The organism is Marinilabilia salmonicolor JCM 21150 (assembly GCF_000259075.1).
GTDB lineage: Bacteria > Bacteroidota > Bacteroidia > Bacteroidales > Marinilabiliaceae > Marinilabilia > Marinilabilia salmonicolor.
This window is the reverse complement of record NZ_AJKI01000002.1, coordinates 460,260-484,835: the sequence shown is the minus strand read 5'-3', so window position 1 is coordinate 484,835 and position 24,576 is coordinate 460,260. Positions and strand designations below refer to the sequence as shown.

22 protein-coding genes are annotated in these 24,576 nt (G+C 43.9%); 14 read left to right on the top strand and 8 right to left on the bottom strand.

The annotated features are described in order from the left end of the window. The first annotated feature begins 473 nt into the window (after positions 1–473). The 7 genes from W7W_RS23760 (at position 474) to nagA (ending at position 6,816) form a co-directional block, all read left to right on the top strand. A complete protein-coding gene (locus W7W_RS23760; protein WP_199898010.1) occupies positions 474–959 on the top strand; it encodes a DUF418 domain-containing protein in 486 nt (161 codons plus the stop codon). 43 nt (positions 960–1,002) lie between these two features. Further along, entirely contained in the window at positions 1,003–1,653 is a 651-nt protein-coding gene (locus tag W7W_RS23755) for a DUF418 domain-containing protein (RefSeq protein WP_202947193.1), read from the top strand. A 301-nt stretch (positions 1,654–1,954) separates the two neighbouring features. Continuing rightward, complete coding sequence (locus W7W_RS0102780; RefSeq protein ID WP_010662335.1) at positions 1,955–3,112, top strand: MFS transporter; 1,158 nt, start codon at positions 1,955–1,957, stop codon at positions 3,110–3,112. Between the two features lie 180 nt (positions 3,113–3,292). Beyond that, entirely contained in the window at positions 3,293–3,895 is a 603-nt protein-coding gene (locus tag W7W_RS0102775; protein WP_010662334.1) for a MarC family protein, read from the top strand. 201 nt (positions 3,896–4,096) lie between these two features. After that, positions 4,097–4,993: a DMT family transporter gene (locus W7W_RS0102770; protein ID WP_010662333.1), complete on the top strand. Its 897-nt coding sequence runs from the start codon at positions 4,097–4,099 to the stop codon at positions 4,991–4,993. 93 nt (positions 4,994–5,086) lie between these two features. Then, positions 5,087–5,545: an SRPBCC family protein gene (locus W7W_RS0102765; protein WP_010662332.1), complete on the top strand. Its 459-nt coding sequence runs from the start codon at positions 5,087–5,089 to the stop codon at positions 5,543–5,545. Between the two features lie 131 nt (positions 5,546–5,676). Next, positions 5,677–6,816, top strand: a complete 1,140-nt coding sequence (nagA, locus tag W7W_RS0102760; RefSeq protein WP_010662331.1) for an N-acetylglucosamine-6-phosphate deacetylase — start codon at positions 5,677–5,679, stop codon at positions 6,814–6,816. Positions 6,817–7,031: 215 nt separating this feature from the next. Here nagA and W7W_RS0102755 read toward each other — a convergent pair whose 3' ends face one another. Together W7W_RS0102755 and W7W_RS0102750 are read right to left on the bottom strand one after the other, a co-directional pair. Continuing rightward, entirely contained in the window at positions 7,032–7,646 is a 615-nt protein-coding gene (locus W7W_RS0102755; RefSeq protein WP_010662330.1) for a deoxynucleoside kinase, read from the bottom strand. A 157-nt stretch (positions 7,647–7,803) separates the two neighbouring features. After that, a complete protein-coding gene (locus W7W_RS0102750; protein WP_010662329.1) occupies positions 7,804–9,315 on the bottom strand; it encodes a GH3 auxin-responsive promoter family protein in 1,512 nt (503 codons plus the stop codon). An 87-nt stretch (positions 9,316–9,402) separates the two neighbouring features. Here W7W_RS0102750 and W7W_RS0102745 point away from each other — a divergent pair, with 87 nt between their 5' ends. From W7W_RS0102745 to W7W_RS0102735, 3 genes are all read left to right on the top strand, one after another. Further along, positions 9,403–9,933 carry a CvpA family protein gene (locus W7W_RS0102745; protein WP_010662328.1) on the top strand — a complete coding sequence of 177 codons (531 nt, stop codon included), beginning with the start codon at positions 9,403–9,405 and terminating at the stop codon, positions 9,931–9,933. 284 nt (positions 9,934–10,217) lie between these two features. After that, positions 10,218–11,510, top strand: coding sequence for a tyrosine--tRNA ligase (gene tyrS, locus W7W_RS0102740; RefSeq protein ID WP_010662327.1), 1,293 nt, complete (start codon positions 10,218–10,220; stop codon positions 11,508–11,510). 6 nt (positions 11,511–11,516) lie between these two features. Beyond that, a complete protein-coding gene (locus W7W_RS0102735) occupies positions 11,517–12,419 on the top strand; it encodes a CPBP family intramembrane glutamic endopeptidase (RefSeq protein ID WP_010662326.1) in 903 nt (300 codons plus the stop codon). 244 nt (positions 12,420–12,663) lie between these two features. On the opposite strand, the gene frr is transcribed toward W7W_RS0102735, so the two are convergent. The 6 genes from frr to W7W_RS0102695 form a co-directional block, all read right to left on the bottom strand. After that, complete coding sequence (gene frr / locus W7W_RS0102730; RefSeq protein ID WP_010662325.1) at positions 12,664–13,227, bottom strand: ribosome recycling factor; 564 nt, start codon at positions 13,225–13,227, stop codon at positions 12,664–12,666. 252 nt (positions 13,228–13,479) lie between these two features. Next, positions 13,480–14,250: an alpha/beta fold hydrolase gene (locus W7W_RS0102720; protein ID WP_162097976.1), complete on the bottom strand. Its 771-nt coding sequence runs from the start codon at positions 14,248–14,250 to the stop codon at positions 13,480–13,482. Between the two features lie 216 nt (positions 14,251–14,466). Further along, positions 14,467–16,809 carry a hypothetical protein gene (locus W7W_RS0102710; RefSeq protein ID WP_010662322.1) on the bottom strand — a complete coding sequence of 781 codons (2,343 nt, stop codon included), beginning with the start codon at positions 16,807–16,809 and terminating at the stop codon, positions 14,467–14,469. Between the two features lie 7 nt (positions 16,810–16,816). After that, the gene (locus W7W_RS0102705; RefSeq protein WP_010662321.1) at positions 16,817–17,227 is read right to left on the bottom strand and encodes a hypothetical protein; all 411 of its coding nucleotides are present in this window, start codon (positions 17,225–17,227) and stop codon (positions 16,817–16,819) included. A 188-nt stretch (positions 17,228–17,415) separates the two neighbouring features. Then, complete coding sequence (locus W7W_RS0102700; RefSeq protein WP_010662320.1) at positions 17,416–18,147, bottom strand: YiiX/YebB-like N1pC/P60 family cysteine hydrolase; 732 nt, start codon at positions 18,145–18,147, stop codon at positions 17,416–17,418. A gap of 225 nt (positions 18,148–18,372) precedes the next feature. Then, complete coding sequence (locus tag W7W_RS0102695; RefSeq protein ID WP_025006659.1) at positions 18,373–19,725, bottom strand: phospholipase D-like domain-containing protein; 1,353 nt, start codon at positions 19,723–19,725, stop codon at positions 18,373–18,375. Positions 19,726–20,280: 555 nt separating this feature from the next. Here W7W_RS0102695 and W7W_RS0102690 point away from each other — a divergent pair. From W7W_RS0102690 to W7W_RS0102675, 4 genes are all read left to right on the top strand, one after another. Then, positions 20,281–20,982, top strand: coding sequence for a succinate dehydrogenase cytochrome b subunit (locus tag W7W_RS0102690; protein ID WP_010662318.1), 702 nt, complete (start codon positions 20,281–20,283; stop codon positions 20,980–20,982). Between the two features lie 21 nt (positions 20,983–21,003). After that, the gene (locus W7W_RS0102685; RefSeq protein ID WP_010662317.1) at positions 21,004–22,944 is read left to right on the top strand and encodes a fumarate reductase/succinate dehydrogenase flavoprotein subunit; all 1,941 of its coding nucleotides are present in this window, start codon (positions 21,004–21,006) and stop codon (positions 22,942–22,944) included. A 32-nt stretch (positions 22,945–22,976) separates the two neighbouring features. After that, entirely contained in the window at positions 22,977–23,732 is a 756-nt protein-coding gene (locus tag W7W_RS0102680) for a succinate dehydrogenase/fumarate reductase iron-sulfur subunit (RefSeq protein WP_010662316.1), read from the top strand. Positions 23,733–23,870: 138 nt separating this feature from the next. Next, positions 23,871–24,572: a hypothetical protein gene (locus tag W7W_RS0102675; RefSeq protein WP_010662315.1), complete on the top strand. Its 702-nt coding sequence runs from the start codon at positions 23,871–23,873 to the stop codon at positions 24,570–24,572. Positions 24,573–24,576: the final 4 nt, after the last annotated feature.

Below are 24,576 nucleotides of genomic sequence, written 5' to 3'. Positions count from 1 at the left end.
CTCTATCTGCAAAAAGAACCTCACAGTATGATCGATGATAATTAGTAACTGTCCATAAAACCCCACTTGCTGCGTTACCATTGCCTCCAAAACACTCATTTACGTAAGCAAACTGCTCTTTTGGCGGCTTGCGCCACCCATCATCGGTCGCCAAAGGCTTGCCGACGGCACGGCGCTAATGCTTTAGGCGTCACGCGGTCGCAAGCCCCCGATGATATCGGGGCAGGCATTGCAATTGGCACTTTCTGATCAGACACATGACTAAAAACAAACTTTACTTAGTCTATTGACGGGCACTAATAAGTTTCTAAGTTCCATCAGCGCTACTTTTTCAGGCATTCATACATATACAACAAACTCGAATTCAATGAATAAACTTTTACACTCACTACTTTTAACACCTAATCTCACTGTCGGATTTCATTTTAGCTAACTTTGATTTCCGGAATTAACATAAACGATAAATCAAATTCATGGCTGCAGAAAGTAAAAGGTTTTATGTAGTGGATGCATTGCGTGGTTTTGCCATCATTTCAATCATGTTATTGCACAACATCGAGCATTTCGACTTCTATTATGTGCCGGAAAACATTCCCGCGTGGATGGCTGGTATGGACCGGGTTATTTGGGATACTATGTTTTTTCTTTTTGGTGGAAAATCATATGCCATGTTTGCCCTTCTGTTTGGGTTAACCTTTTACATCCAGATGCACAATCAGGAGAAACACGGAGAAGATTTCCGCCCCCGTTTTGCCTGGCGCATGTTTTTACTGCTGATATTTGGAATTATAAATTCTGCATTCTTTCAGGGAGACATTTTATCATTTTATGCAATACTCGGCATCCTGCTGATACCGGTAGCCAGGCTCAGTGACAAAGCACTGTTTTATTATCGCCCTCATTTTATTTCTGCAACCCTACGAAATGGTCAGGCTTTTTACCGCGATTCAAAATCCTGAAATGCCAATATCCGATCCTGCCTCTTGGACATATTTCGGAAGAATGAGTGAATACGCTACAGGAGATTCCTTACTTGCCACCATCAAAGGAAACCTGACCAACGGCAAAGTGGCCGTATTTCTCTGGAACTGGGAAAACGGACGATATTTTCATATTCTGGCCCTTTTTATCTTTGGATTACTTGCCGGCCGACAGAAGTTATTTGCCTGGAATGCCGGGAACAAACAGTTCTGGATCAAGGCACTCATCATATCAGCAGTAGCCTTCATTCCTTTGGTTGCGATCAAAACAAGCACAGATAATCTTATAGAAAGTGACGCCATTCGCCGTTCTTTCAGTATCATTGAAACCTCATGGACCAACATAAGTTTCATGATTGTATTGCTTTCGGGGTTTGTTTTGCTTTTTCATTCAAAGTTAATGCACAAAGTGCTCAATGTTTTCACCCCTATTGGAAAGATGAGCTTATCAAATTATGTGTTTCAGTCAGTCATAGGGGCTTCCATCTACTATGGATTCGGACTCGGTTTATACAAACATGCCAACACCACCCCTGCATTTCTCATCGGACTGGTACTTGCGGTCATCACCTGGTTTCTTTGCCGCTGGTGGGCCGCACACCACAAAAGGGGACCTCTGGAAGCCATCTGGCACAAAGCAACCTGGTTCAATTCAGAGAAAAAACATCATTAAGACGAGGCTTTCTGTCTGTAACAACACACTCCTTTCACACACAACAAATGACAACCTGTTACAGAGACTGCCAATTTAAAACCACCCGGAGACTGGATTCTGCGGGTGGTTTTTGTTGTTAGCTATTTATTATTTTTGATGGTGGCATAAAAATCTTAACATAACCGATCTGGAAACAGCTCATTTGGTTACACTTACCAGCTATCCGCGACATATTCTGAAAAGACGGAGGTACTTCCTTAACAAGTATTTGTGATAAATTTTTAACTTCGATAAATTTTAATCTTCCCGGTTTTTCTATATGCAATTGATAACAAAACAATTTTGGGTATCAGGTCTGGTGATGATGCTTTTCGGAATTACCATGGTGGTAGTGGGTACCATCAACAATTTCCTGGTCGTGGAGTTTGGCGTGGATAAACTTTTCATCGGCCTTTGTGCATCCATCCTGGCAGCCGGGGTGTTTTCAGGTCTTTTCTCATTTGGCCCAATGGTTGAGCAATGGGGCTACAAACCGGTAATGCTGGGGGGATTACTGCTGGCGATTGCAGGTATAACAGGAATTGTTTACTCCCCGATGGTAATTTATGTGCCGGTATTCTTCTTTTTTATTGGAGCTGGCGGAGGAACGGTCAACGGAGCAACCAATATGTTGGTGGCTAAAATATTTCCAGAGAATAACAGCGCATATTTAAGTCTGCTGGGCGTATTCTATGGTGTTGGAGCATTGGGATTGCCTTTGCTTACCTCACTCATGCTTGAGAATGATTTTCCGTATCAGACGATCCTGAAAATGGCAGCGGGATTTCTGTTTATTCCCACTCTACTGGTCTTGTTTCTTAAATTTCCCGGTGCCGGTAAGTCAGAGCCTATCCCACTTAAGAAGTTCTTTCTCATGTTTACCCATCCGGCAATCCTGTTTTTTGGGTTTTACATGTTCTTTCAGGGATCAATAGAAGGCATCATTCCGGTTTGGGCACCTTCCTACCTCTCCGAAATAACCGGGGTGACATACGAAAAAGGGCTTTATGCAATTACAATAAGCGCTTCGGGACTTACGTTCGCCCGCCTCTTGCTGGGCCGTTTTCTCAAGATATATCCTTCTTTCAGAGTATTGCTTGTCAGCATGGTCATTTTTACTTCCGGAACAATCATTTTCGGATGGGGTAGTTCGTTCCTGATCAGTCTCTCCGGAATTGCCATAATGGGGATTGGAATGGCGGCTTTCTTCCCGGTAATGATGGGCTATACTGTAAGTCATTTCCCTAAAAATGCGGGAACTGCCCTTAGCCTGGTAATGGCAATGGGGCTGGTTGGCAATTTACTGATCAACTATATCACCGGCCTTATTCTGGATTATTTTGGCGTGGATAAATTCATTTATGTAATTGCAGCATTGCTCCTGGGCCTCTTTACTTTGCTTTATTTAATTCGAACAAGACTTTTGAAAAAGAAATAACCCGACTGTATCAGAAGCTGATTATCCTTTAGAACCATGCTACCGGCTCCACGCATTTGTTCATGGTAAAATCACAAAGCAGCCACGGTACGAATCTCCCCTTAAAAACCATTTTTTTACAAAAAAATAAATGCTACTTTCGCGCCCGGTTTTTTCATAAAAACATTAATAGTAAAGAGCATGGAAAACTTAGGAGACTCAGTCTGGTCAGCAGCAGTATTGTTATTTTTCTTGATGGATCCACTGGGAAATATTCCCGTAATGCTGTCTATTCTGAAGGGAATAGACACCAAGCGCCAACGGGTTATTATCGCACGAGAATTATTTATTGCACTTGGGATTTTGCTCATTTTTCTTTTTGCCGGAAAACCACTTCTCAACTTCCTTCATCTGGAACAGGAAGCAGTCACCATTTCCGGAGGACTTATACTTCTGATCATCGGGTTACGCCTCATTTTTCCTCAAAAACACGGTCCAATGGGACAAACCCCGGGAGGAGAACCGTTCCTGGTTCCCATTGCCATCCCTATGATTGCAGGCCCCTCGGTACTGGCCATGCTTATCCTGATGACTCAGAGTCAACCCGGTAATATGACCAACTGGTTCTTTGCTTTATTGATTGCCTGGGCACTCTCTGCCATAATTCTCCAGACAGCCCCGGCTCTTCTACGCGTGCTGAAAGAAAGAGGACTGATTGCCCTGGAGCGTCTCATGGGGATGATCCTGGTCATGATGGCTGTACAAATGCTCATCAATGGTTTCAAGGTACTTTTTGCCGGCTAAGGCAAAATGTAATGTTTACCCTGCTGTCTTTTGGCAATTCCTTATTTCTATTATTATATTAGAGATTAATAAATTAGTTAGTAGTTTTTAGTCAGTAGCAGGCTTTCAGCTACAAGCATGCAGGAATAACAAACAAGACCATATAGACACCACTTTTTCACAGGCTTATAATTTGAGCCGGACAAAAGTTATTTCGTATATATGTCACGAAACCAGTTTTTGCTACCACTCCTATTCATTCTCCTTTGGAATTCAGGATTCATCGGAGCCGAATACGGACTGCCTTACACCGGGCCTTTCACGCTCATGTTCTGGCGCTACGGAGCGCTTACACTTATTCTCTTTATCTATCTTCTGATAACCAAACGGCTCTGTTTTCCCGGGTGGCCTATAACAATTCCAAATATGCTTGTTGGACTGCTAGCTCATGGTGTGTGGCTAACCGGAGTGTTATTTTCGTTAAACCTGGGTGTTCCGGCAGGCATTGTAGCCCTGATCACAGCCCTTCAACCCATGGCCACCGGGGCTTTTTCCCGCTCCATCACCGGAGAGCGAACTTCCAGGCAACAATGGGCTGGTCTGGTTATTGCTTTTGTGGGTGTTGCCCTGACGGTTTTTGCACGAATCGACTTCTCCGACCTGCAATCTGCCGGAGCTTACCTGATTCCTTTTATTTCGGTTGTTGCCATGACCTCTGCTAACCTGATAGAACGGGAAATGGAAATTGCAGAACACTGGCGCATTCTCCCTATGGATCAAACTCTTTTCTATCAGAGCTTTGCTACTTTTCTGGCTTTTATTATTCCGGCCTTCTTGTTCGAGAACTTCCGGACTCAATGGGAATCCCCCTTTATTCTTACCATGATGTGGCTTATTGTCCCCGTTTCTATCGGTGCCTACGCCAGTATGTGGAAGCTGCTCGAACGCATGGAAGCGAATCGCTTTGCATCCCTGTTCTATTTTAGTCCGCCTGTAACTATGCTGATGGCCTGGATGGCTTTTGGCGACACCCTTTTGCTTACCGATGTGGGAGGACTGATTATTGTATTTTCAGGGGTGTTATTCACTCAAAAACACTCAACACCAAACCGTCAGTGACATTCCGGGCGGTTCCCTTCAGTAATCGAGCTTTTAAAAACAAAAAGAAATCCCGGGTTGTTTTGTAATAAAACATCACTTAAAAATCCACAAATGGGAACCTATCGTTTGCATGTCCGCCAGAAAATAAAAGCCTCCAAAGACAAAGTGTGGGATTTCATCTCTTCTCCCCGTAACCTTAAAATCATCACCCCGGAGCACATGGGGTTTGATATCATAACTCCCGGTCTTCCCGAAAAAATGTATGCCGGGATGATGATTGAGTACCAGGTTCAGGCCCTGCCCGGATACAAAACACGATGGCTCACTGAAATTACGCAAGTGCAGCCCGGGGATTTTTTTATTGACGAGCAACGCTCCGGACCTTACAAACTGTGGCATCATCAGCATCACCTTGCGCCCGATGAAAACGGTACAATCATGACCGATATTGTGCACTATATCCCACCCTTTGGCTTGCTTGGAGATCTCGCCAACCAACTAATAATAAAAAGACAGCTCAATGCAATTTTTGAATACCGGAGGATCGCACTGGAAAGAAAGTTTCCCTAATAAACAAAGGATGCCCCCCGTCTTAAAAAAACAATTTTCTCTGGAAGTTCAGAAATAAAATGGCTATCTTAATCGATGTGAAAAGGACAGCCAACTTAGACTGTTACAATGAGCATTAAATTAAGTCAGCTATGTCTCCTGCATTTATCCTAAAAAACGGACGAATCTTTGACGGCCGGTCTTTTTTGTCACCGGGATTCTCCATTGTTATCAGGCCTCCATACATTCTGGCCATCACACCTCATCCCCCGTCGCATTTGCCCTCTATAGACCTTCAGGGAAAAGTGGTTGCCCCTGGTTTCATCGACCTACAGGTAAATGGTGGTGGAGGGAAATATACTTCCCTTGAACCATCAGAAAAATCTTTCCACCAAATTGCCAACGCCCATCTGCAAAAAGGCACAACATCAATGTTGCTGACAATCATTACATCAGCAGAAGACACCCGTCAAAAGGCCTTAAGTATTATGCACTCCATAATGGAAAAGGAACAGTCACTACTGGCCGGAGCTCATCTGGAAGGTCCTTTTTTGAACCCCTCCAAAAAAGGAGCTCACCATGAACCCTGGCTGCAACCACCAACTCCGGCACTCCTCAAACAAATTTCCGATGAAGGCGGCAATGTGGTAAAAGCAATAACGGTATCTCCCGAACTGTTCACTTCGGCCAATCTGGACATCCTTTTAGAAACAGGCTGGATATTATCGGCCGGACACACCACTGCCTCCTTTGAAAGTGCAATGTCTTTCTTCGATCACGGAGGACACATGGCCACTCATCTGTTTAACACCATGCCTGCCATCACCGGTCGTGAACCTGGTATTGTTACGGCCATATTTGAACACCAGGGTGCCAGGGCAGGAATCATTGCCGATGGGCACCATGTTCATCCTGCAGCCATTCGACTGGCCCAAAAAGTTATGGGCGATCGTCTGTTTCTGGTCTCTGATGCCACCTTTCTCGGACAAAAAGATGGTGAGGTCCATTTCGGTCCAACAACTTTTCGCATGAAAGATGGCATCTGTTATAACCAGGAAGGCAAACTGGCAGGCTCTTCAATCTCTATTGGACAGGCAGTTCAATACTGCATTACAAAGGCAGGCATTTCCGATGTGGATGCTTTGCGAATGGCCACTTTTACCCCGGCCTCGATCCTTAAGGCCACCGACCGAATAGGACGCTTACGCAAAGGCATGCTGGCCAATATGGTAATTCTAAGAGAAAACCGGGAAGTTGAAAAGGTCTATTATGAAGGAGAATTGGTGGAATAGGAGTCCGCCACACCTGTTCTTTACCTCTGTTTTATGAAATCGTGAGCCTTAGAACCAACGGGCTTTGTTTGAGAGGAATCCGTCACGCAAGATCCCATCTGATTGTATGACCCTAAGAGCTGTGAGCCATGATCTAACAGCCACATCCAACTCTTATATGCCCTTTATGGTTAAACCCTATTCAATTTTCTTATGTGCTCCAAAAATTCCATTTATCAAAACAACCCATTGATCTTGCTATCCACTTTATCAATGACAGCGCTCAGATTACTCCTGTCTTTGATGAAATCGTTGTTATCAACATCTACAATCAATAAATTGCTCTCTCTGTAGTTTTTGATCCACCCTTCGTAACGCTCATTTAACCGTCGCAAATAATCCAGACGGATTGATGACTCATACTCACGGCCGCGCATTTCAATCTGACGTACCAGAGTGGGGACCGAAGCCCTGAGATAAATAAGTAAATCGGGAGGTGCTATCAGACTACTCATCAGATTAAACAAACCGGTATAATTTTCATAATCTCTGGGACTCATCAAACCCATATCAAAAAGATTGGCCGCAAAAATCACAGAATCCTCATAAATGGTCCGATCCTGAATAACACTGGCGTTGCCTTCTCTGATTTTCACAATCTGAGAAAAACGACTTTTAAGAAAATACACCTGAAGATTAAATGACCAGCGTCTCATATCATTGTAAAAATCGGCCAGGTATGGATTATCTTCCACATCTTCATAATGAATGTCCCATCCGTAGTGACGGCCAAGTAAACCGGCCAGTGTTGTTTTTCCGGAACCTATATTCCCGGCAATGGCTATATGCATCAGCGTTTTTTTTATTAAGTCTATTCCAAAAAGGAAGAATTTTGTCAAATTAAAATCGAACGGTTTCCTTTTAACACGGAGTTATCATTAGATAATGAGGATTCAAATAAAACGGCTCAACGAATAAGTTGGTAAAAACGGACTTTTCGGAGTGACCTCATTTATTCAACTTCAACAGATCATCAAGATAATCCCGGTTATTGGAAAGTCGTGGCACCTTATTCTGCCCCCCCAGTTTGTTGCGTGATTTCATCCAGTCAAAAAACAAACCTTCCCGTGCCACCACCAAATCCGGAGGATCCAACGTGATGCCTTTGTAACGTTTGGCCTCATAATCGCTGTTAACATCCTGCAATCCCTGATCAAGTGCATCCCGGAATTTCTCCGTCGAATCCGGAGCTTTTTCAAATTCAATAATCCACTGGTGGGCTCCTTTACTTCCGGTGCTCATATACAACGGTCCGGCAGTATACTCCTTAATAACTGCCCCTGTAGCCGCGCATGCTGCATCCAATGCCTTGGTGGCATTGTCAATGATCACCTCCTCACCAAAAGCATTTATGAAATGCTTTGTGCGTCCCGAAATAATAAACTTGAAAGGATAACGATGGGTAAACCGAACCGTGTCTCCAATCATATACCGCCACAATCCTCCGTTGGTACTGATAATAATAGCATAATCCTTATTCAGCTCCACCTCATCGAGGGTTAGTGCTTTCGGATGGGCTTTTCCCACTTCTCCCATAGGGACAAACTCAAAAAACACCCCATAATCGAGCATGAGCAACATAGACGAAGATTTCGGATCGTCCTGAATACCGAAAAAACCCTCCGATGCATTGTAAGTCTCCATGTAATGCATCTTATCGGTAGGAATCAGCTCTTTGTATTGTTGCCTGTAGGGAGTAAAATTAATGCCTCCATGAATAAACAGCTCCAGATTGGGCCAGATATCAAGAAGATTTGTTTTACCGGTGGTCTTAAGAATATGCTTAATCAACACCAAAAACCACGAAGGAACTCCGGCCAGGGAAGTCACATTCTCTTTGGTGGTAATTTCAGTCATCTTCTCCAGCTTCTCTTCCCACTCTTCCATCAGGGCCACATCGGGACCGGGAGTTTTCAGGAACTGTGTCCAGAAAGGCAAATTCTCTATCAGAATGGCAGATAAATCGCCGTAGTAAGAGTCATTGCTAAAGTTATTGATCTGATGACTACCGCCAAGCGTGAGTGTTTTCCCTGTAAAAACCTCATTGTTCGGGTAATTATCGTTGTACAGCACCAAAACATCGCGGCCACCGCGGAAGTGACACGATTCCAAAGCAGATTTTGTCACCGGAATAAACTTGCTTTTAGAGGAAGTTGTCCCGGAAGATTTGGCGAACCAGCGAGTTACACCGGGCCACAAAACATCCTTCTCCCCTTTCTTCAAACGTTCCACATAAGGTTCAAACCCTTCGTAACCCTGAACGGGGACACGCTCCTGGAACTGATGAATACTCCGGATATCTGTAAAACCATGTTCCTTTCCCCATTCGGTATCCCTGGCCTGTTCGATGAGCGAAAAAAAGACCGATTCCTGCACTTCCATGGGCGCTTTTCGAAAAAGATCGATTTGCGACAACCGTCTGGCATTGAACAGTCCTACAATGCTGGGTATAATTGGCATAAAAATGTCTGTTTTTTGTTTAGATTGTAAATATAAATAATTTTGTTCCAATCAATCAACCACATCCACCAACACAAACTGTAAACTATGAGTTATTTCGATATTATTGTGGGGATCCTGCTTATCCTGGCGGGGCTCAAAGGACTCAAAAACGGCCTGGTAAAAGAACTGGCCGGTCTCACTGCCTTAATTCTGGGAATCATTCTTGCCGTACAGTTTTCAGACCTGACAGCCCGTTTGCTTTCTGGTTTTTTCCAGTCAGACCACATGCCCATTATCGCATTTCTGGTCACATTCATTGTTGTTGTCGTTGGAGTACACCTTATCGCACAATTACTCCATACACTCATCAACGCTGTGGCTCTGGGTGTATTTAACCGCATTCTGGGACTGGCTTTCGGCATACTCAAGGCCGGTTTTATCATTAGCATACTGCTACTTGGATTGCAGGTGTTTGGCCTCGAAAAATCGGTGGTGACCCCAAAAGAACAGGAACGCTCCAAACTCTATCCTCCGGTTAAAAAAGCAGCTCCCATGATTTTTGATCTTTTTGAAAAAGATCTGGACGACTTTTTCCGTCCTGACAAAGACAGTGGCCAAAGTCCGGTAACAGTTTAACCGGAATGATTGAGATTGCTTCAATACGTTTGCAATGACGTACTTGTTATTTAATATGGCAGAGGTTAACAGAATGCAGGGTGACGTTGCTCCGGGAAAATTGTAATAAATAGCCCCCTCTCATTATTGGTCGCGATGCGACCAATAATGAGAGGGTTCAGCCTGTTTACACCTTCCCTGTCTAATGTATAAGGTAGGTTAAAGAACTGTATCAATATTTATTTGTATTTTTGCCGATTCTAAAGCAAAATCTGATAATTCCAGATACTGAAAATTTTACAAATATGAATTTCGTAGAAGAACTGAAATGGCGCGGTATGATTCACGACATCATGCCCGGGACAGAGGAACAACTGGAAAAGGAAATGACCGCAGCCTATGTGGGCATTGATCCCACAGCCGATTCGTTGCACATTGGTCACCTGGTAGGGGTGATGATGTTGCGCCACTTTCAGATGGGCGGACATAAACCCATCGCTTTGGTTGGTGGTGCTACCGGAATGATTGGAGATCCTTCCGGAAAATCCCAGGAACGTAACCTGTTGGATGAAAAAACCCTGCGCCACAATGAAAACAGCCTGAAAAAGCAGCTGGCGAAGTTTCTGGACTTTTATTCCGACAAGCCCAATGCGGCCGAACTGGTCAACAACTACGACTGGATGAAGGAGTTTTCTTTCCTTGAATTTATCCGTGACGTAGGCAAGCACATCACGGTCAATTATATGATGTCAAAAGACTCGGTAAAAAAACGTCTGGGCAGTGAATCCCGCGAAGGACTCTCATTCACCGAATTCACTTACCAGTTGGTTCAGGGATACGATTTCCTGCACTTATTCAACCAAAAAGGCTGTAAACTCCAGATGGGGGGCTCCGACCAGTGGGGAAACATCACCACAGGCACAGAACTTATCCGCCGAAAAACCGGAGGAGAGGCGTTTGCCCTGACCTGTCCGCTGATCACCAAAGCCGACGGAGGGAAGTTCGGTAAAACGGAATCAGGCAATGTATGGCTCGATCCGGAGCGAACCAGTCCTTACGCATTCTATCAGTTCTGGCTGAACACCTCAGACTCAGATGCTGAAAAATACATCAAAATTTTCACCCTTCTATCGAAAAAAGAAGTGGAAGCCTTGGTCGCAGAGCATCAGGAAGCACCTCATATGCGCAAATTACAGAAGCGCCTTGCCGAAATCGTCACCGAACTGGTACACGGCAAAGAAGCGCTGGAAACGGCCATTGAGGCTTCACAAATCCTTTTCGGCAAAGGGGTTACCAATACTCTTCGCAAACTGGACGAAAAAACGCTTTTGGCTGTTTTTGACGGAGTTCCTACCTTCAACATCAGTAAAGAGGAGTTGGCTTCAGGCATCGGAATCATGGATTTGGTCGCTGAGAAAACAGAAGCTTTACCCAGTAAAGGCGAGGCTCGCCGAACCATTAAAGGTGGCGGACTGGGGCTTAATAAAGAAAAAGTTACTTCAGACGATCTGATCGTCACCACCAACGATTTGCTCAACGACAAATACCTGCTGATACAAAAGGGCAAGAAAAACTATTTTCTCATCATTGCTGAATAATTCAACATGAAGGAAATGTGGAGTCACCTGGGGGGATTTGGAAAGCTGCTGGTTACCGTACTGTTGGTTTTCACCAGCTTCATGGTCTTTTCATTGATTGCAGTGCTGGCAGCCCTTCCCTTTTCGGATGGACTATCTCTGCTTGATGGGCCTCAAGCCTCCTTGACAACAGGAATGCTTCGCTATTTCCAGATTGTACAAAGCATATCGGTTTTTATTATCCCGTCATTGTTGGCGGGATTGCTTTTTTGGGGACATCTGACTCGCGGAATTGGTTTCTCAAAACCTCAGGGAGGCTCCGTCATCCTGAGCTTACTGATTATCCTGGTTTCACAACCACTGGTAAGCTACCTGGGCATATGGAACAGCTCCATGGAATTACCGGATGCGCTCCGGGGACTGGAACAATGGATGGCCCGGTCGGAAGAAAATGCTGCAGATTTTATCTTTCAGATTCTGGATACTGACGCCCCTGCAATTCTTCTGCTGAATATCCTGATGATTGCCATTCTTCCGGCACTTGGCGAAGAGATGCTTTTCAGAGGTGTATTGCAACCTGTTTTTGGAGAGTGGTTCCGCAGCAAACATTTAGCAGTGTTGGTAACGGCATTTCTTTTCAGCGCCATACACCTGCAATTTTTTACCTTTATGCCTCGGTTTTTCCTTGGTCTTGCGCTGGGGTATTTAATGGTGTGGAGCAAGAACCTCTGGTATCCCGTTGCAGGGCATTTTGCTAACAACTTTCTTTCTTTGGCAATCTTCTATTTCTACCGGCACACAAATCCTGATATAAACCCGTTGGAGCCTGAAGCTGAAATGCTTTCACCCGTGTGGCTTCTACCATCAGTAGTCCTGTTGTTTTGGCTTTCCTGGGCGTTTTTCAGAAAAGAGAATTCACTTAAATCCTGATATAAAAGCACAAAAAAACGTCCACCGAAATTCAGTGGACGTTTTTTTATTGATTGAATAATTTTTCTATCCTGCTTTATTCATGAATTATCATTATGAGATGTTCTAACATCAAGAAATACAGGCAGACACAAGCAAATTTGATGCAGCAAATAGTGAACTATTTTTAAATCAAATTTGGCGAGGACGCTTGTATTTTGCTGATAGTTGGACATCAGAATAGATTATTTGTGAATAATGCAGGCTATACTGTCATAATATCCTTTTCCTTTTTCTCCAGAAGTTCATCCACTCTCTTGGTGAAATTATCTGTGAGTTTTTGTACCTGTTCTTCGGCATCTTTTTCCATATCCTCAGGCAGGCCATCTTTCTTTAGTTTTTTCAGATCGTTCATAACATCACGGCGGCCATTGCGGATACTAATACGGGCTTCTTCTCCCTCTTTTTTCACCTGCTTTACAAGCCCCTGACGACGTTCTTCGGTGAGAGGTGGAATATTTATACGAACCAACTCACCATTGTTGTCCGGATTAAGCCCCAGATTGGCATTCATTATAGCCTTTTCAATAGGTCCGATCATTCCACGCTCCCAGGGCTGAACAGCGATGGTCCGCGGATCCGGAGTGTTGATACTGGCCACCTGCTGCAGCGGTGTCATGGAACCGTAATAATCTACCATTATTCCATCCAGCATCTTGGGGTTTGCTTTACCGGCACGGACTTTACCCAACTCCCGGTCGAGATGGTCGATGGCTTTTTGCATATTTTCTTCTGCGCTTTCCAGCAAAATTTGAACATCATCTTCCATGATTGTAAATGTATTGGTTGGTAAAAAATTAATTTCATATTCATTTAACCTGCTTTCTTCACAAATAATTTATTCCGATGCACAAGTATCCATTACAATAATTCATGAAGAAAGCAGGTTAATTGTCAACAAAAATATAAAACTTTGGAATATTACGAAACAAGAGACACTTTATCAATCAGCCAAATCTATCGTCAGTAACTTCGAAAAGCAACTTTTTTCTCCAGCCGCACCCCAATAATTCAAAGCATATTACTTCTCCAAAAACCTCTTTACCACCTGCAACGAGACCTCAGGGTATTCGAGGAATGAAGCGTGACCACAACCTGTGAAATGACAATGAGCCATTTGGGGATATTGCAACAAAAGGGTTTTGTAATAATCTGCGGGCATAAAAGGATCTTCGCTTCCGGTTATCAGCAAAACATCCTTCATTTTTTGATTCATCAACTTCCGGTAATCAGAGCGGTTCATAATTGCCCTGAGTGTTTTTATCATTCCTTCCGCAGAACATCTGTCAGCTTCGGATTTCAGTTTATGCCCACGGATTGCAAGACGTTCTCTGTTTTCAGGTGCCAGCATCGACGGTCCAACATTTTTTATCAACAAAGACTTTCTACCTTTTCGGATCAAATCAATTTGCCTTTTGCGCCTTTCTATCTGGACAGGAGTGTCGGGCATTGGCGTGGAATGCAATAGAACAATCTTCCCAATTCTGCGGGGATAAAGAAGCGCCATCTCCAGAGCAAGATACCCCCCCATGGAATGCCCGATGACATGCACCGGTCCGTCTGTTGATTGATGCTGATCTATGACGCCCATCAAATGTGCGGCCCAGTCAGGAAACATTTCCCCATCCTCCCGGGCTTTTGATTTTCCATGTCCCGGCAAATCGGGAATATACAATGATCCGTTGAGCGCCATTTTCTCAGCCCAGGGAAGCCATACGTCACCACTTTCCAGAAATCCATGCAGGAACAAAAAAGCAGGACCTGTCATTTCTTCCCTGCGGTATAAATGCATTTTATAATCCATCACGGCAAAAATAACGAAATAAACTTTCTGTAATGGATGGTTCAAAATCCCCAATCATCTGCATTCAACAACTCTGATAATTTAAATAGACTGAAAGCCTGCAATGACAATACAAAGGCTCACAGAGTGCAAAGAAGAACCTGGTTTCCCGGGATCTTTGCACTCCAATGAGCCTCTGAAAATGATTCCTGAAACATCCAATCCTTAACGCGCAATTATCAGTTCAGGTTTCTTTGACGGTGCTTTCACAATCCCGAATTCGGAACTGAATTTTTCAATGTACTCCATGAACAATGGGATTCTTCTCACCGTATAACCACAGTCATTTTCGAATGGAACGCACCGGATTTCTGTAAATACAGACCCTTTCTCAGTAACAACAATCACTTTTAGGGGAACTTCCATCTCTTTTCCCGAATTGGATGATAAAATCAGATAATTACCGAATGTTTTATATTCAAAGATTTCGCCTTGCACACGGACTTCACCTTCTGTTTCCGGCTTAAGTCCATACCCGTCAACAGACCAGTTGACTGAAGAAACAACCGCATCTCCATCCACCGAAGCCCGAAAACGACCAGTTTTACTTTTTCTTACCGGAAGCCGTCTTTCCTTCCAGTCACCAACAGCTTTATGGTAATCAAAAATTTGCTTATCCAGCGTTAATGTTTCACCATAAACAGGTTCGAAATTAGAATCAACGACTGGTATCGCGTTTTTTAAAGCAACCTGCAGGCTCGTTTTTTCATCAACACAATCACTCCTGACAGCCTCAACTTCATCAATTAAATCCAGTGACTTCTCATCAAATTCCAGCTGTACCATTTCCCTAAAGTGACTGTTTAGTTCAACAGCTGGGGTATAGTTTATTTCGGCCACCTCAAAATTCACCCATGCAGGCCGGCATCTGAAGGCTCCGACAATACGCACCGTTGACGACTCCATTTGATACGTACGATAACGAATGTAATAGTGCGAATCATCCACATGATATACCTGAAAAAGACTCAGGCATCCATCCGATGTTTTTGCACCAAATACTCTTCGGGAACAAACATACTTATCTTCAATCCAAGGCAGCGGAAAATCTACATATACCGCAACCTGGTCAAAAGGTACCTCATTAACCTCCCCATATGTCAGCCGATACAGATGAAATCTTCTGGCCTTCGGAAAATCAGGCATCCTGCCAATACCCAGTGATGTTCCACACAGGGTTTTCAACTTTCGCCCCATGTGGATACCTTCTAATTGAAATTCAGCTCCGCTAAAGTTGCTGCTCTTCACAATTCCGTTATCCAAATCCAGAAAATAACCATTTCGAAGGGTCAGGTTGCCTTCCGATTTAACTTCTGCATACTCTTCCGGAAACAAGTCATAAGTAATCGTCAGGTCATCAATAAAGGCGCGGTCAAGTACATTGTCCACACCCACCAGAGGAACTGTTACTCCTGCCCCTCCGATTGCATCCGTTACCTGACCGGCAATATTACTTACGGTGGATTCTATCACAGATTGAGCAATCCACAATATCAATGGAATCAAGATAGCACCCACGATGGAGGAGATGACTCCAATCAGGATACCGCCAAGAGCTCCCAGAATTCCACCTGCAAGATAACAATACCAGGGAATATCCACATCAATATCGGGATCATCTGTTTCAAAACGAACTCTCAATTCACCGGCCTGAATGGATACGAAAATACGGGCTCCTATTTCTCCTGAAGCCTCGTAACAAGTGCCTGATTTCTTAACCTTACCGGATACTTGTATGTTATCATCACCGGGTGCAATATCAAGTTCGGTAAGTTTTACTCCGTCTTTTATTGTGTGATTTCCGCGGAAACGACAATTACTAAACGCCCCTTCGGAAAGCCCGATAGATTCTTCTATTCTGGGCCCTATATTCCGGCACAGCCAGTCAAAATTAATCGCTACTGCGGCACCCGCTCCTTCTCTGGCGAAGGCGCTGTTAAAGGCTCCGAGGTTACCGGCCGTCCCTCCCCCAAAGGTAAGCATCACGCCTAACGCATCTCCATCCTCATCGGTGGAATCATCAATAATCTTCAAATCAGCTCTGGTTATATCAAGCGTATCTGAAGAAGATCGATCCACCGGAATAGGAATAAGCGGAATGGAATGCTCCTTAAGCCTATTCGCCACAAAAGTATTGACCAGCCCTATCGATGTGCCGTCAATTGATAATTCACAAACAAACAGATGATCCTTGAAATCTATTTGAACCAGATCCTTGTCTTCATCAGAGCGATCAACCACCATCCCCGCAACAATTCTAAGCAGTCCTGTATTTTCTTCTCCAAACTCGAGCGATGCTATTAATTCCACGGGGTTTTCCGCAGAAGCCGGAACATCCGGCGGTCGGTTAAAATTGGTTTCGAGATCAAACCTCTCAAGAATATAAGAGTCGGGGAATAAACTACCAAGAAAACCTTCATTATCGAAGATGCCGGAGACAAGATTATTGATGGTCGCTGTACTAACCTCAATAACCATATCAAATCCATGTGTTTGACTTCCTGCCATAGCACTATTATTTTATGTTTATTCTAATTTTGGGAACAAGTCTCTGCCCGTTGGGCATCATAAAATCCTCCACAGGCAACATTTCCTGCAGCCTGAATTCTTTCATTTTTCTTTCCAGAAACGGAGAAACCTTGATTTTATACTTTTTCAAAAAAGCCCCCGGGTCATGCACAAAGAGCTCTTTGTCTTTTGGATTCCGAAGCCTGGCAGTAATTATCTTTTCATGCTCCATCAACTCATTCAGTTGCTCCTGAAATCCTGGGGAGAACCTCTCAAACTCGGCGGTATCGATCAGATCCGGTCTTTTGGGAGTTATCTTCCGGGCTTTCAACTCAGGGATTGCAGGATTTTTAGATTCTTTTGAAGCTTTAGTGCGATTAACCACACTCTTTGCGGTCTTTGTTTCCTGTTTTTTCATAGACACATAATTTTAATTCAACGCAATCACTAACCCGTCGCCAAACACTTACAACGGTTTAGTCTCGATCTGCTCACAAGGACAATGAATTAATTATCAACTATTTCAAATTAAAAATTAAGCATCACTGGGGCTCTGTAACTAGTTTTGTTTTAACAAACAATTGATTATGATATCGTTTAAAACCTTCAACCGTCAAGGTTCTTATTCTTCAGCTGAATAGCTGCAATATCAGAATACCTGACACTCTTACTTTTCCAGACAAGACTGAATCCGGGCGTTATAAAATCATCGGGAATCAAAATTTCTTTCCTAAAGAAAAACACCTGGCGGGATTTAATACTCACCCCATAATCTTTCAGGACTTTTTGAAAACATGCATACACCAGCTCGGTGCAGGAAACAGCATTGTAATTGGAAAAATTAAATCCAAAATCATAAGGTCTGTCGAGAAAACGAATAGCGGAACCAATAACTTCATCGTTGCTAAGGTTGTCACCTGCACCGGATTCAATGGATGGATTACGTCTGAGGACAACCATATAATCGCACCGACAGAAGTTTAGAAAATCTTCCATAAACACCCCTTTCGCCATAGCATGAATAACCATCTGCTCTCCGGCGACGATTGCATCCTGCCTTACATCAGGAACGTATCTCCGGGCTTTGTCTAAAGATGTCTCGCCAATGAAAATACCGGCATGTGTGAAAAATCCGGGAATAAAATAACCATCCAGATAGGACCGATATCCCCTTATCAATATATCTCCGGGCCTGACACTTTTCATTGCCTCCCTCATCTCATCTCCTTTAATAAGGTAGCTCCCCGGATCGTAAAGCAAGAACATTGGATAGACATAAACCTTAATGTCTCCAAAAAAGGTTAAGCCTTTGTTGCGCAGGGTTTCAAGCAGCTTCATAGTTCTTTATTTATCCACAACGACCAACCATTCCGGTTAAAGAATGAAACCCGGAATGCACAAAAGCCGCTCAATTATGCAAATTGAGTGGCACATGAAGATAATCTTTGGTAAATGAAACGAGTCCCGATTGTTCGGGACGAGTTCCATCCGACCTTAATTAACAAATTTTATACGGATGAAAGAAGTGGCCCTAATCAGCCCCAATGTATGGCCAAAAAAAGATTATGTCAATATCCGCTTATAATTCTTCAGGAGAAGTTCATTATAGATTTCTTTCGGAATCAGCTCTGCGTTAATCATCAGATCACGTTCGTGTAATACCCTGTCAAAAGCATTTTTAACCGGAAGCTTATGTAAAACCTTACTTAATATAACTTCTCGGCAATCCTTTAAGTCTATGTGAAATTGCGCTTCAACCTGCCTGATCAATTCCGGATCATATATCAAAACATTACTCTCTGAATGGTGATAAGAAGATCCCCTTGCGATATTGTAGGATCCAATGGAACAAACAGTGTTATCAATCAGTAGATTTTTAGAATGAAAAGCACCTTTGGGCTGCCATTCATAAATATGAATGCCATTTTCAAGCAAATACCTGAAATGCTTTGTACACTCCCAGTACATCCAACCAAAGAGGCCATTCAACATTAAACTTTTAGAGGACTGTTTGCTACAGGTGATCAGATGAACCTCCACGCCCCTTTTCACAGCTTCGGCCAGATAATAACCATAAATTCTTGGCGGACGAATGCCATGACACCCCCAAAAAATATGCTTCCTGGCAGAAGCAATTAGTTCAAGAAATTTATTGGTAAGAGGCAATTCTTCATCGTCGTATGGCTTGTGAGCCATATATGCCACAGATGCGGTTCCGCAAGGTTTATTTTTTTTGAGATAATCCGAAAACTGATGCTCGATAAAGCCCGGATTAATCCACTTGATGGTTTTTACAAACTCATAATATCTGGAATGGGGCTTCTCACGAACTGTTCTCTCCCACAATTTGTATCGATAGAAGTCCTTCAAAAACTGAATTTGAATATCCCTCACCACAGGGCCTTTCAGATAAACATCACTATCACGCCAGGCTTCTTCTTTTATGCCCCCGTAAGCATATTTATCGCCCCAGTTAATTCCTCCCAAAATCGCCTCCTCCCCATCAACGACCATATATTTTTCATGAAAGTGCTGCTTAAGTTTAAGCTTTGCATTTCGCATCAGCTGCTTAAATGGATGGCCTTCATCCCAATGAATTCTCCACCCCTGACCAAGCGGGTTGTATTGATGCAATTCAGCCCCGTGTTTTTCAAGCCGTTTCAATAGTTTCCCGACAAAGGTCGTTTTATTAACAATTTGGTCTAAAATGATTTTTACTTCAACCCCTCGTCCCAGCTTTTCCACAAGCTTATTCACCAGGCGATGCGTAGTTTCATCATTCATAAACGAAAAGGTGACAAGATGAATGGTTTCATGGGCATTCTCAATCAGGCTCCACCGTTTTTCAAAAGACAACTTCCCTGAAGGTAAAAACTCCACATAATTCCCTTCTCTGATTTTAGAATTTGACATCATGCACAATCATTTTTTATGATTCTTCTCAGACAATATTCCGTTAAACATTTCAAAAACGACTGATAAGGACCTATCTACACACCAGCAGTTATCAAGACTTAATTTCATAATCGCATGTGTGCTATTTAACGAACCATTGGGTCAAATAAACTCTTTTATTATCCAATCTTCGAAAATTTTGTTTACTCAGAAAGGTACATAAATAGGAAAGGGAATTCAACCCACTAAGAGATACTCAATAAAGATACGTCCACAAAAAGAAGTTAAAACCACCGGAAATAAACCAACATGAAGTTTTCAAAAAACACATTTTTTATCCTATCTTTACACTAAGATTCCTTCAAGAACTTCCAAAGTGTAAACAATTACCTTAAAGATGTAAAATAGTGTTTCACCCGGAGGAGTTATTCTGCGCTGCAAATTAGATTAGTTATAAATAAAGAACAATTTCTTTAATTTTCTTAGCGAATAAAAATCGTAGCATCTACCTTTGCGGTTCTAAAATCCCAAAGGGGTAGAATAAATATCGAGATACAACTTAAAAATAATGATTTTATGAGCAGTACACTTGGTTCTTCGATTGGGAAGAAGTTGCTGATGAGCCTTTCAGGACTTTTTCTGATTATGTTCCTGCTGGTTCACCTAACCGTGAACTCGTTTCTTTTAATCCCTGACGGGGGTGAATTTTTCAATGCCGGCGCACATTTTATGGCGACAACACCTGCCATCAGAGTCATTGAGCCATTGCTGGCCATCGGCTTTCTGGTTCACATTTTGTATGGTGTTAAACTCACCCTGGAAAACCGCAAAGCACGCGGATCGGCACGCTATGCATCCGGCAAAAAGACCACCGGAGTTACCTGGGCATCTCAAAACATGCTTGTTTTAGGGATTACCGTAGGTGCATTTCTGGTATTGCACATCGCTCACTTTTGGGTAAAAATGAAACTTACCGGCGATCCTTTACTGGAGCACACCGCCATTTCCATTGGCGGAGTTGAAACCGAAGTCGAAAATGCTTATGCTTTGGTAAATCATACATTCAGCTACCTCTGGATTGTAATTGTTTATGTAGTTGCTGCTGTAGGCCTGGCCATCCACCTGTCACATGGTTTCTGGTCAGCATTTCAGACCATTGGTTTCAGCAACCAGATCTGGAGAAAACGACTGACCGTATTAGGTAATCTTTTCGCGATTCTTATCGGTTTTGGATTCTCCATCATTCCGATACTACAGTATTTGTTCTATCAAGGCTAAAATGTTTAAACCAGAGAGATTATGGTAAAATTAGATGCAAAGATTCCCGAAGGGCCAATAGCTCAGAAATGGGAAAACTATAAAGCTAACCAGAAACTGGTTAACCCCGCAAACAAAAGAAAACTGGACATCATTGTTGTTGGTACCGGTCTTGCAGGTGCTTCTGCAGCTGCTTCATTCGGTGAAATGGGCTTCAATGTAAAAGTCTTCACCATTCAGGATTCACCACGCCGAGCACACTCTATCGCTGCACAGGGTGGTATCAATGCTGCAAAAAACTATCCCAATGACGGTGACTCCATCTACCGTTTGTTTTATGATACAGTAAAAGGGGGTGACTACCGTGCCCGTGAAGCCAACGTACACCGTCTGGCCGAAGTAAGCAACAGCATCATCGACCAGTGTGTGGCACAAGGTGTTCCTTTTGCCCGCGAATACGGTGGATTGCTCGACAACCGATCTTTCGGTGGCGCTCAGGTAAGCCGTACTTTCTATGCAAAAGGACAAACCGGTCAGCAGCTGTTGCTCGGCGCCTACCAGGCACTTATGCGTCAGGTAAATGCCGGAAGTGTAAAATTACACACCCGCAACGAAATGGTGGAAATTGTAATGGTGGACGGCAAGGCCCGCGGTATTATTTCTCGTAACCTGGTTACCGGTAAGCTGGAGCGTCACTTCGGACATGCCGTTGTACTGGCCACCGGAGGATACGGAAACACCTTCTTCCTTTCTACCAACGCCATGGGATCCAACGGCTCGGCAGCCTGGAAAGCTTACAAGAAAGGCGCTATGTTTGCCAACCCCTGTTTCGCACAGATTCACCCAACCTGTATCCCCGTTCACGGAGAGTTCCAGAGTAAGCTTACGCTGATGTCCGAATCACTTCGTAACGACGGACGTATCTGGGTGCCCAAGAAGAAAGAAGATGCTGAAGCCATCCGTGCAGGAAAACTCAAGCCTACCGAAATAGCTGAGGAAGATCGTGACTACTATCTGGAGCGTCGTTATCCGGCTTTCGGAAACCTCGTTCCCCGCGACGTTGCCTCACGTGCTGCCAAAGAGCGCTGCGATGCAGGTTACGGAGTAGGAACCACCGGTCTGGCTGTTTATCTCGACTTTAAATCGTCCATCGAACGTCTGGGACGCGATGCCATTGAGGCCCGTTACGGAAACCTTTTCCAGATGTACGAAAAGATTGTGGACGACAATCCATACGAAACACCTATGATGATTTATCCGGCAATCCACTACACCATGGGCGGTATCTGGGTAGATTATGAACTGCAAACCACTGTTCCCGGATTGTTTTCGGCTGGTGAAGCCAACTTCTCCGACCACGGTGCAAACCGGTTGGGAGCATCAGCATTGATGCAGGGACTGGCCGACGGATATTTTGTTTTGCCTTATACGGTTCAGAATTATCTGGCAGACGATATTGCCACGCCCCGCATGACCACCGAAGAGAAAGAGTTTGAAGAAGCTGAAAAAGCAGCGAAAAGCCATTTCGAAAAACTGATGGACATCAAGGGTAACCGCTCAGTGGACAGCATCCACAAAGAGCTGGGCCTTGTGATGTGGGACTTCGTGGGTATGGCACGTAACAAAGAAGGCCTGGAACAGGCCATCGAAAAGATTCAGGGTATCAAAAAAGAGTTCTGGAGCAATGTTCGCATCCCCGGCTCAGAAGAAGACATGAACGTAGAGCTTGAAAAAGCTGCCCGTCTGGCCGACTTCATCGAAATTGGTGACCTGATGGCACGTGATGCACTGCACCGTGAAGAGTCCTGCGGAGGTCACTTCCGTGAAGAGTATCAGACCGAAGAGGGTGAAGCACTGCGTCAGGACGACAAATTTACATACACCGGCTGCTGGCTCTTCAAAGGGGAGGATCAGAAGCCCGAACTTCACAAAGAAGAGTTGAAGTTTGAAGTAGTGAAACTGGTTCAGCGTAACTACAAGTAAACAGGGTGTTAATTAAAAAAGAAGTATCAATCATGGAAAATTCAATAAATATCAAACTCAAAGTTTGGCGTCAAGCCGGCCCCAAAGCCAAAGGCCGGTTCGAAACTTATGAGCTCAGCAATATTTCTACAGACAGCTCCTTTCTTGAGATGCTTGACATCCTAAACGAGCAACTGATTAACAAAGGAGAAGAACCTGTGGCTTTTGACCACGACTGCCGTGAAGGAATCTGCGGTATGTGCTCACTTTACATCAACGGACGTCCGCACGGGCCCGATGATGATGTCACCACTTGTCAGCTGCACATGCGTAAATTCAAGGATGGACAGACCATTACTATTGAGCCCTGGCGCTCCGCTGGTTTCCCGGTAATTAAAGATCTCATCGTGGACCGTACCGCATTCGACCAGATTATTGCAGCCGGTGGATATGTTTCAGTAAATACAGGAGGTATTCCGGATGCGAATGCCATTCCAATTCCAAAACCCGAGGCTGACGAAGCTATGGATGCTGCCTCATGTATCGGCTGTGGTGCCTGTGTGGCCGCTTGTAAAAACGGCTCTGCCATGTTGTTCGTTTCGGCCAAGGTAAGCCAAATGGCATTGCTGCCCCAGGGACGCGTAGAAGCGACCCGCCGTGCTAAAAACATGGTGGCTAAAATGGACGAATTGGGATTTGGTAACTGTACCAATACAGGTGCCTGTGAAGTGGAATGCCCCAAAGGTATCTCGCTGGCAAACATCGCCCGTCTGAACCGTGAATTCCTGAAAGCCAAGCTTCAGGACTAATTCATATAAGCACATTTTTCAACCCGCTTTCGATGATTTCTACCAATCAGTCGAAAGCGGGTTTTTTCTTAAATATCTATAAGTCTTGTAAGTAGAAAATCTTTTTTTTAACTTCATGGCGCAGCAAAAAGAGAGACCATGCCATACAGACGACTCCCGAATACTGACCAGGCCCGCCTCAGGGCATTAAAAACAGCCCAAAGCAAAGGGGCTCAGCTCCCTCCCATGGAACTCGCCTTTTCTCAAAAGCTGCTTTTCGATATCAAAGCTTTTGTGCCGCAATATGAACAGGCAATTCAGCAATATCAGTTCAGTCGCGACCGCCAGTCCAAATTCGGCAAATCACTCTCTGAGCACTTTAAATTATCCCGAATGTACCTGTCACATTTCTTGCAGGTGGTGAACATGGCCATTACCCGGGGGGAGTTAAAACCCAACGTCAGAGACTTTTACGCCTTAGATCGCGATACAAAGGCCATCCCTGATATCAATACCGAACAACAACTACTGGAATGGGGCAAAAAAGTCATTCAGGGAGAGGACAAACGCATGAGCCAGGGCGGGTCTCGGGTGTTTAACCCCACCATTGCCATGGTAAAAATGCGTTTCGAAAAGTTTCAGGAAAACTACGACTTCCATAAAGATCTGCTCAAAACCTCACAGAAATTGCATGAAAAGGTTACCCAGGAGAGAGAAACAGCTGACCAACTCATTGTGAAAATCTGGAATGAAGTGGAAGCAACCTTTAACGACCTGGATTCTGAGCAGAAAAGAAAAAAAGCATCTGACTACGGAGTGGTTTATATTTACCGCCCATCCGAAAAGGAACGTCCGGAATAATCAA

What these genes read in the sequence shown, in the direction of transcription:
- W7W_RS0102765 (WP_010662332.1), top strand. Translation starts at nt 5,087, where the DNA reads ATGGGAACCTATCGTTTGCATGTCCGCCAGAAAATAAAAGCCTCCAAA.
- W7W_RS0102705 (WP_010662321.1), bottom strand. Translation starts at nt 17,227, where the DNA reads ATGAAAAAACAGGAAACAAAGACCGCAAAGAGTGTGGTTAATCGCACT.
- W7W_RS0102680 (WP_010662316.1), top strand. Translation starts at nt 22,977, where the DNA reads ATGGAAAATTCAATAAATATCAAACTCAAAGTTTGGCGTCAAGCCGGC.
- W7W_RS23760 (WP_199898010.1), top strand. Translation starts at nt 474, where the DNA reads ATGGCTGCAGAAAGTAAAAGGTTTTATGTAGTGGATGCATTGCGTGGT.
- W7W_RS23755 (WP_202947193.1), top strand. Translation starts at nt 1,003, where the DNA reads ATGAGTGAATACGCTACAGGAGATTCCTTACTTGCCACCATCAAAGGA.
- W7W_RS0102755 (WP_010662330.1), bottom strand. Translation starts at nt 7,646, where the DNA reads ATGCATATAGCCATTGCCGGGAATATAGGTTCCGGAAAAACAACACTG.
- tyrS (WP_010662327.1), top strand. Translation starts at nt 10,218, where the DNA reads ATGAATTTCGTAGAAGAACTGAAATGGCGCGGTATGATTCACGACATC.
- frr (WP_010662325.1), bottom strand. Translation starts at nt 13,227, where the DNA reads ATGGAAGATGATGTTCAAATTTTGCTGGAAAGCGCAGAAGAAAATATG.
- W7W_RS0102780 (WP_010662335.1), top strand. Translation starts at nt 1,955, where the DNA reads ATGCAATTGATAACAAAACAATTTTGGGTATCAGGTCTGGTGATGATG.
- W7W_RS0102735 (WP_010662326.1), top strand. Translation starts at nt 11,517, where the DNA reads ATGAAGGAAATGTGGAGTCACCTGGGGGGATTTGGAAAGCTGCTGGTT.
- W7W_RS0102700 (WP_010662320.1), bottom strand. Translation starts at nt 18,147, where the DNA reads ATGAAGCTGCTTGAAACCCTGCGCAACAAAGGCTTAACCTTTTTTGGA.
- W7W_RS0102745 (WP_010662328.1), top strand. Translation starts at nt 9,403, where the DNA reads ATGAGTTATTTCGATATTATTGTGGGGATCCTGCTTATCCTGGCGGGG.
- W7W_RS0102750 (WP_010662329.1), bottom strand. Translation starts at nt 9,315, where the DNA reads ATGCCAATTATACCCAGCATTGTAGGACTGTTCAATGCCAGACGGTTG.
- W7W_RS0102720 (WP_162097976.1), bottom strand. Translation starts at nt 14,250, where the DNA reads ATGCATTTATACCGCAGGGAAGAAATGACAGGTCCTGCTTTTTTGTTC.
- nagA (WP_010662331.1), top strand. Translation starts at nt 5,677, where the DNA reads ATGTCTCCTGCATTTATCCTAAAAAACGGACGAATCTTTGACGGCCGG.
- W7W_RS0102775 (WP_010662334.1), top strand. Translation starts at nt 3,293, where the DNA reads ATGGAAAACTTAGGAGACTCAGTCTGGTCAGCAGCAGTATTGTTATTT.
- W7W_RS0102690 (WP_010662318.1), top strand. Translation starts at nt 20,281, where the DNA reads ATGAGCAGTACACTTGGTTCTTCGATTGGGAAGAAGTTGCTGATGAGC.
- W7W_RS0102695 (WP_025006659.1), bottom strand. Translation starts at nt 19,725, where the DNA reads ATGATGTCAAATTCTAAAATCAGAGAAGGGAATTATGTGGAGTTTTTA.
- W7W_RS0102675 (WP_010662315.1), top strand. Translation starts at nt 23,871, where the DNA reads ATGCCATACAGACGACTCCCGAATACTGACCAGGCCCGCCTCAGGGCA.
- W7W_RS0102710 (WP_010662322.1), bottom strand. Translation starts at nt 16,809, where the DNA reads ATGGCAGGAAGTCAAACACATGGATTTGATATGGTTATTGAGGTTAGT.
- W7W_RS0102685 (WP_010662317.1), top strand. Translation starts at nt 21,004, where the DNA reads ATGGTAAAATTAGATGCAAAGATTCCCGAAGGGCCAATAGCTCAGAAA.
- W7W_RS0102770 (WP_010662333.1), top strand. Translation starts at nt 4,097, where the DNA reads ATGTCACGAAACCAGTTTTTGCTACCACTCCTATTCATTCTCCTTTGG.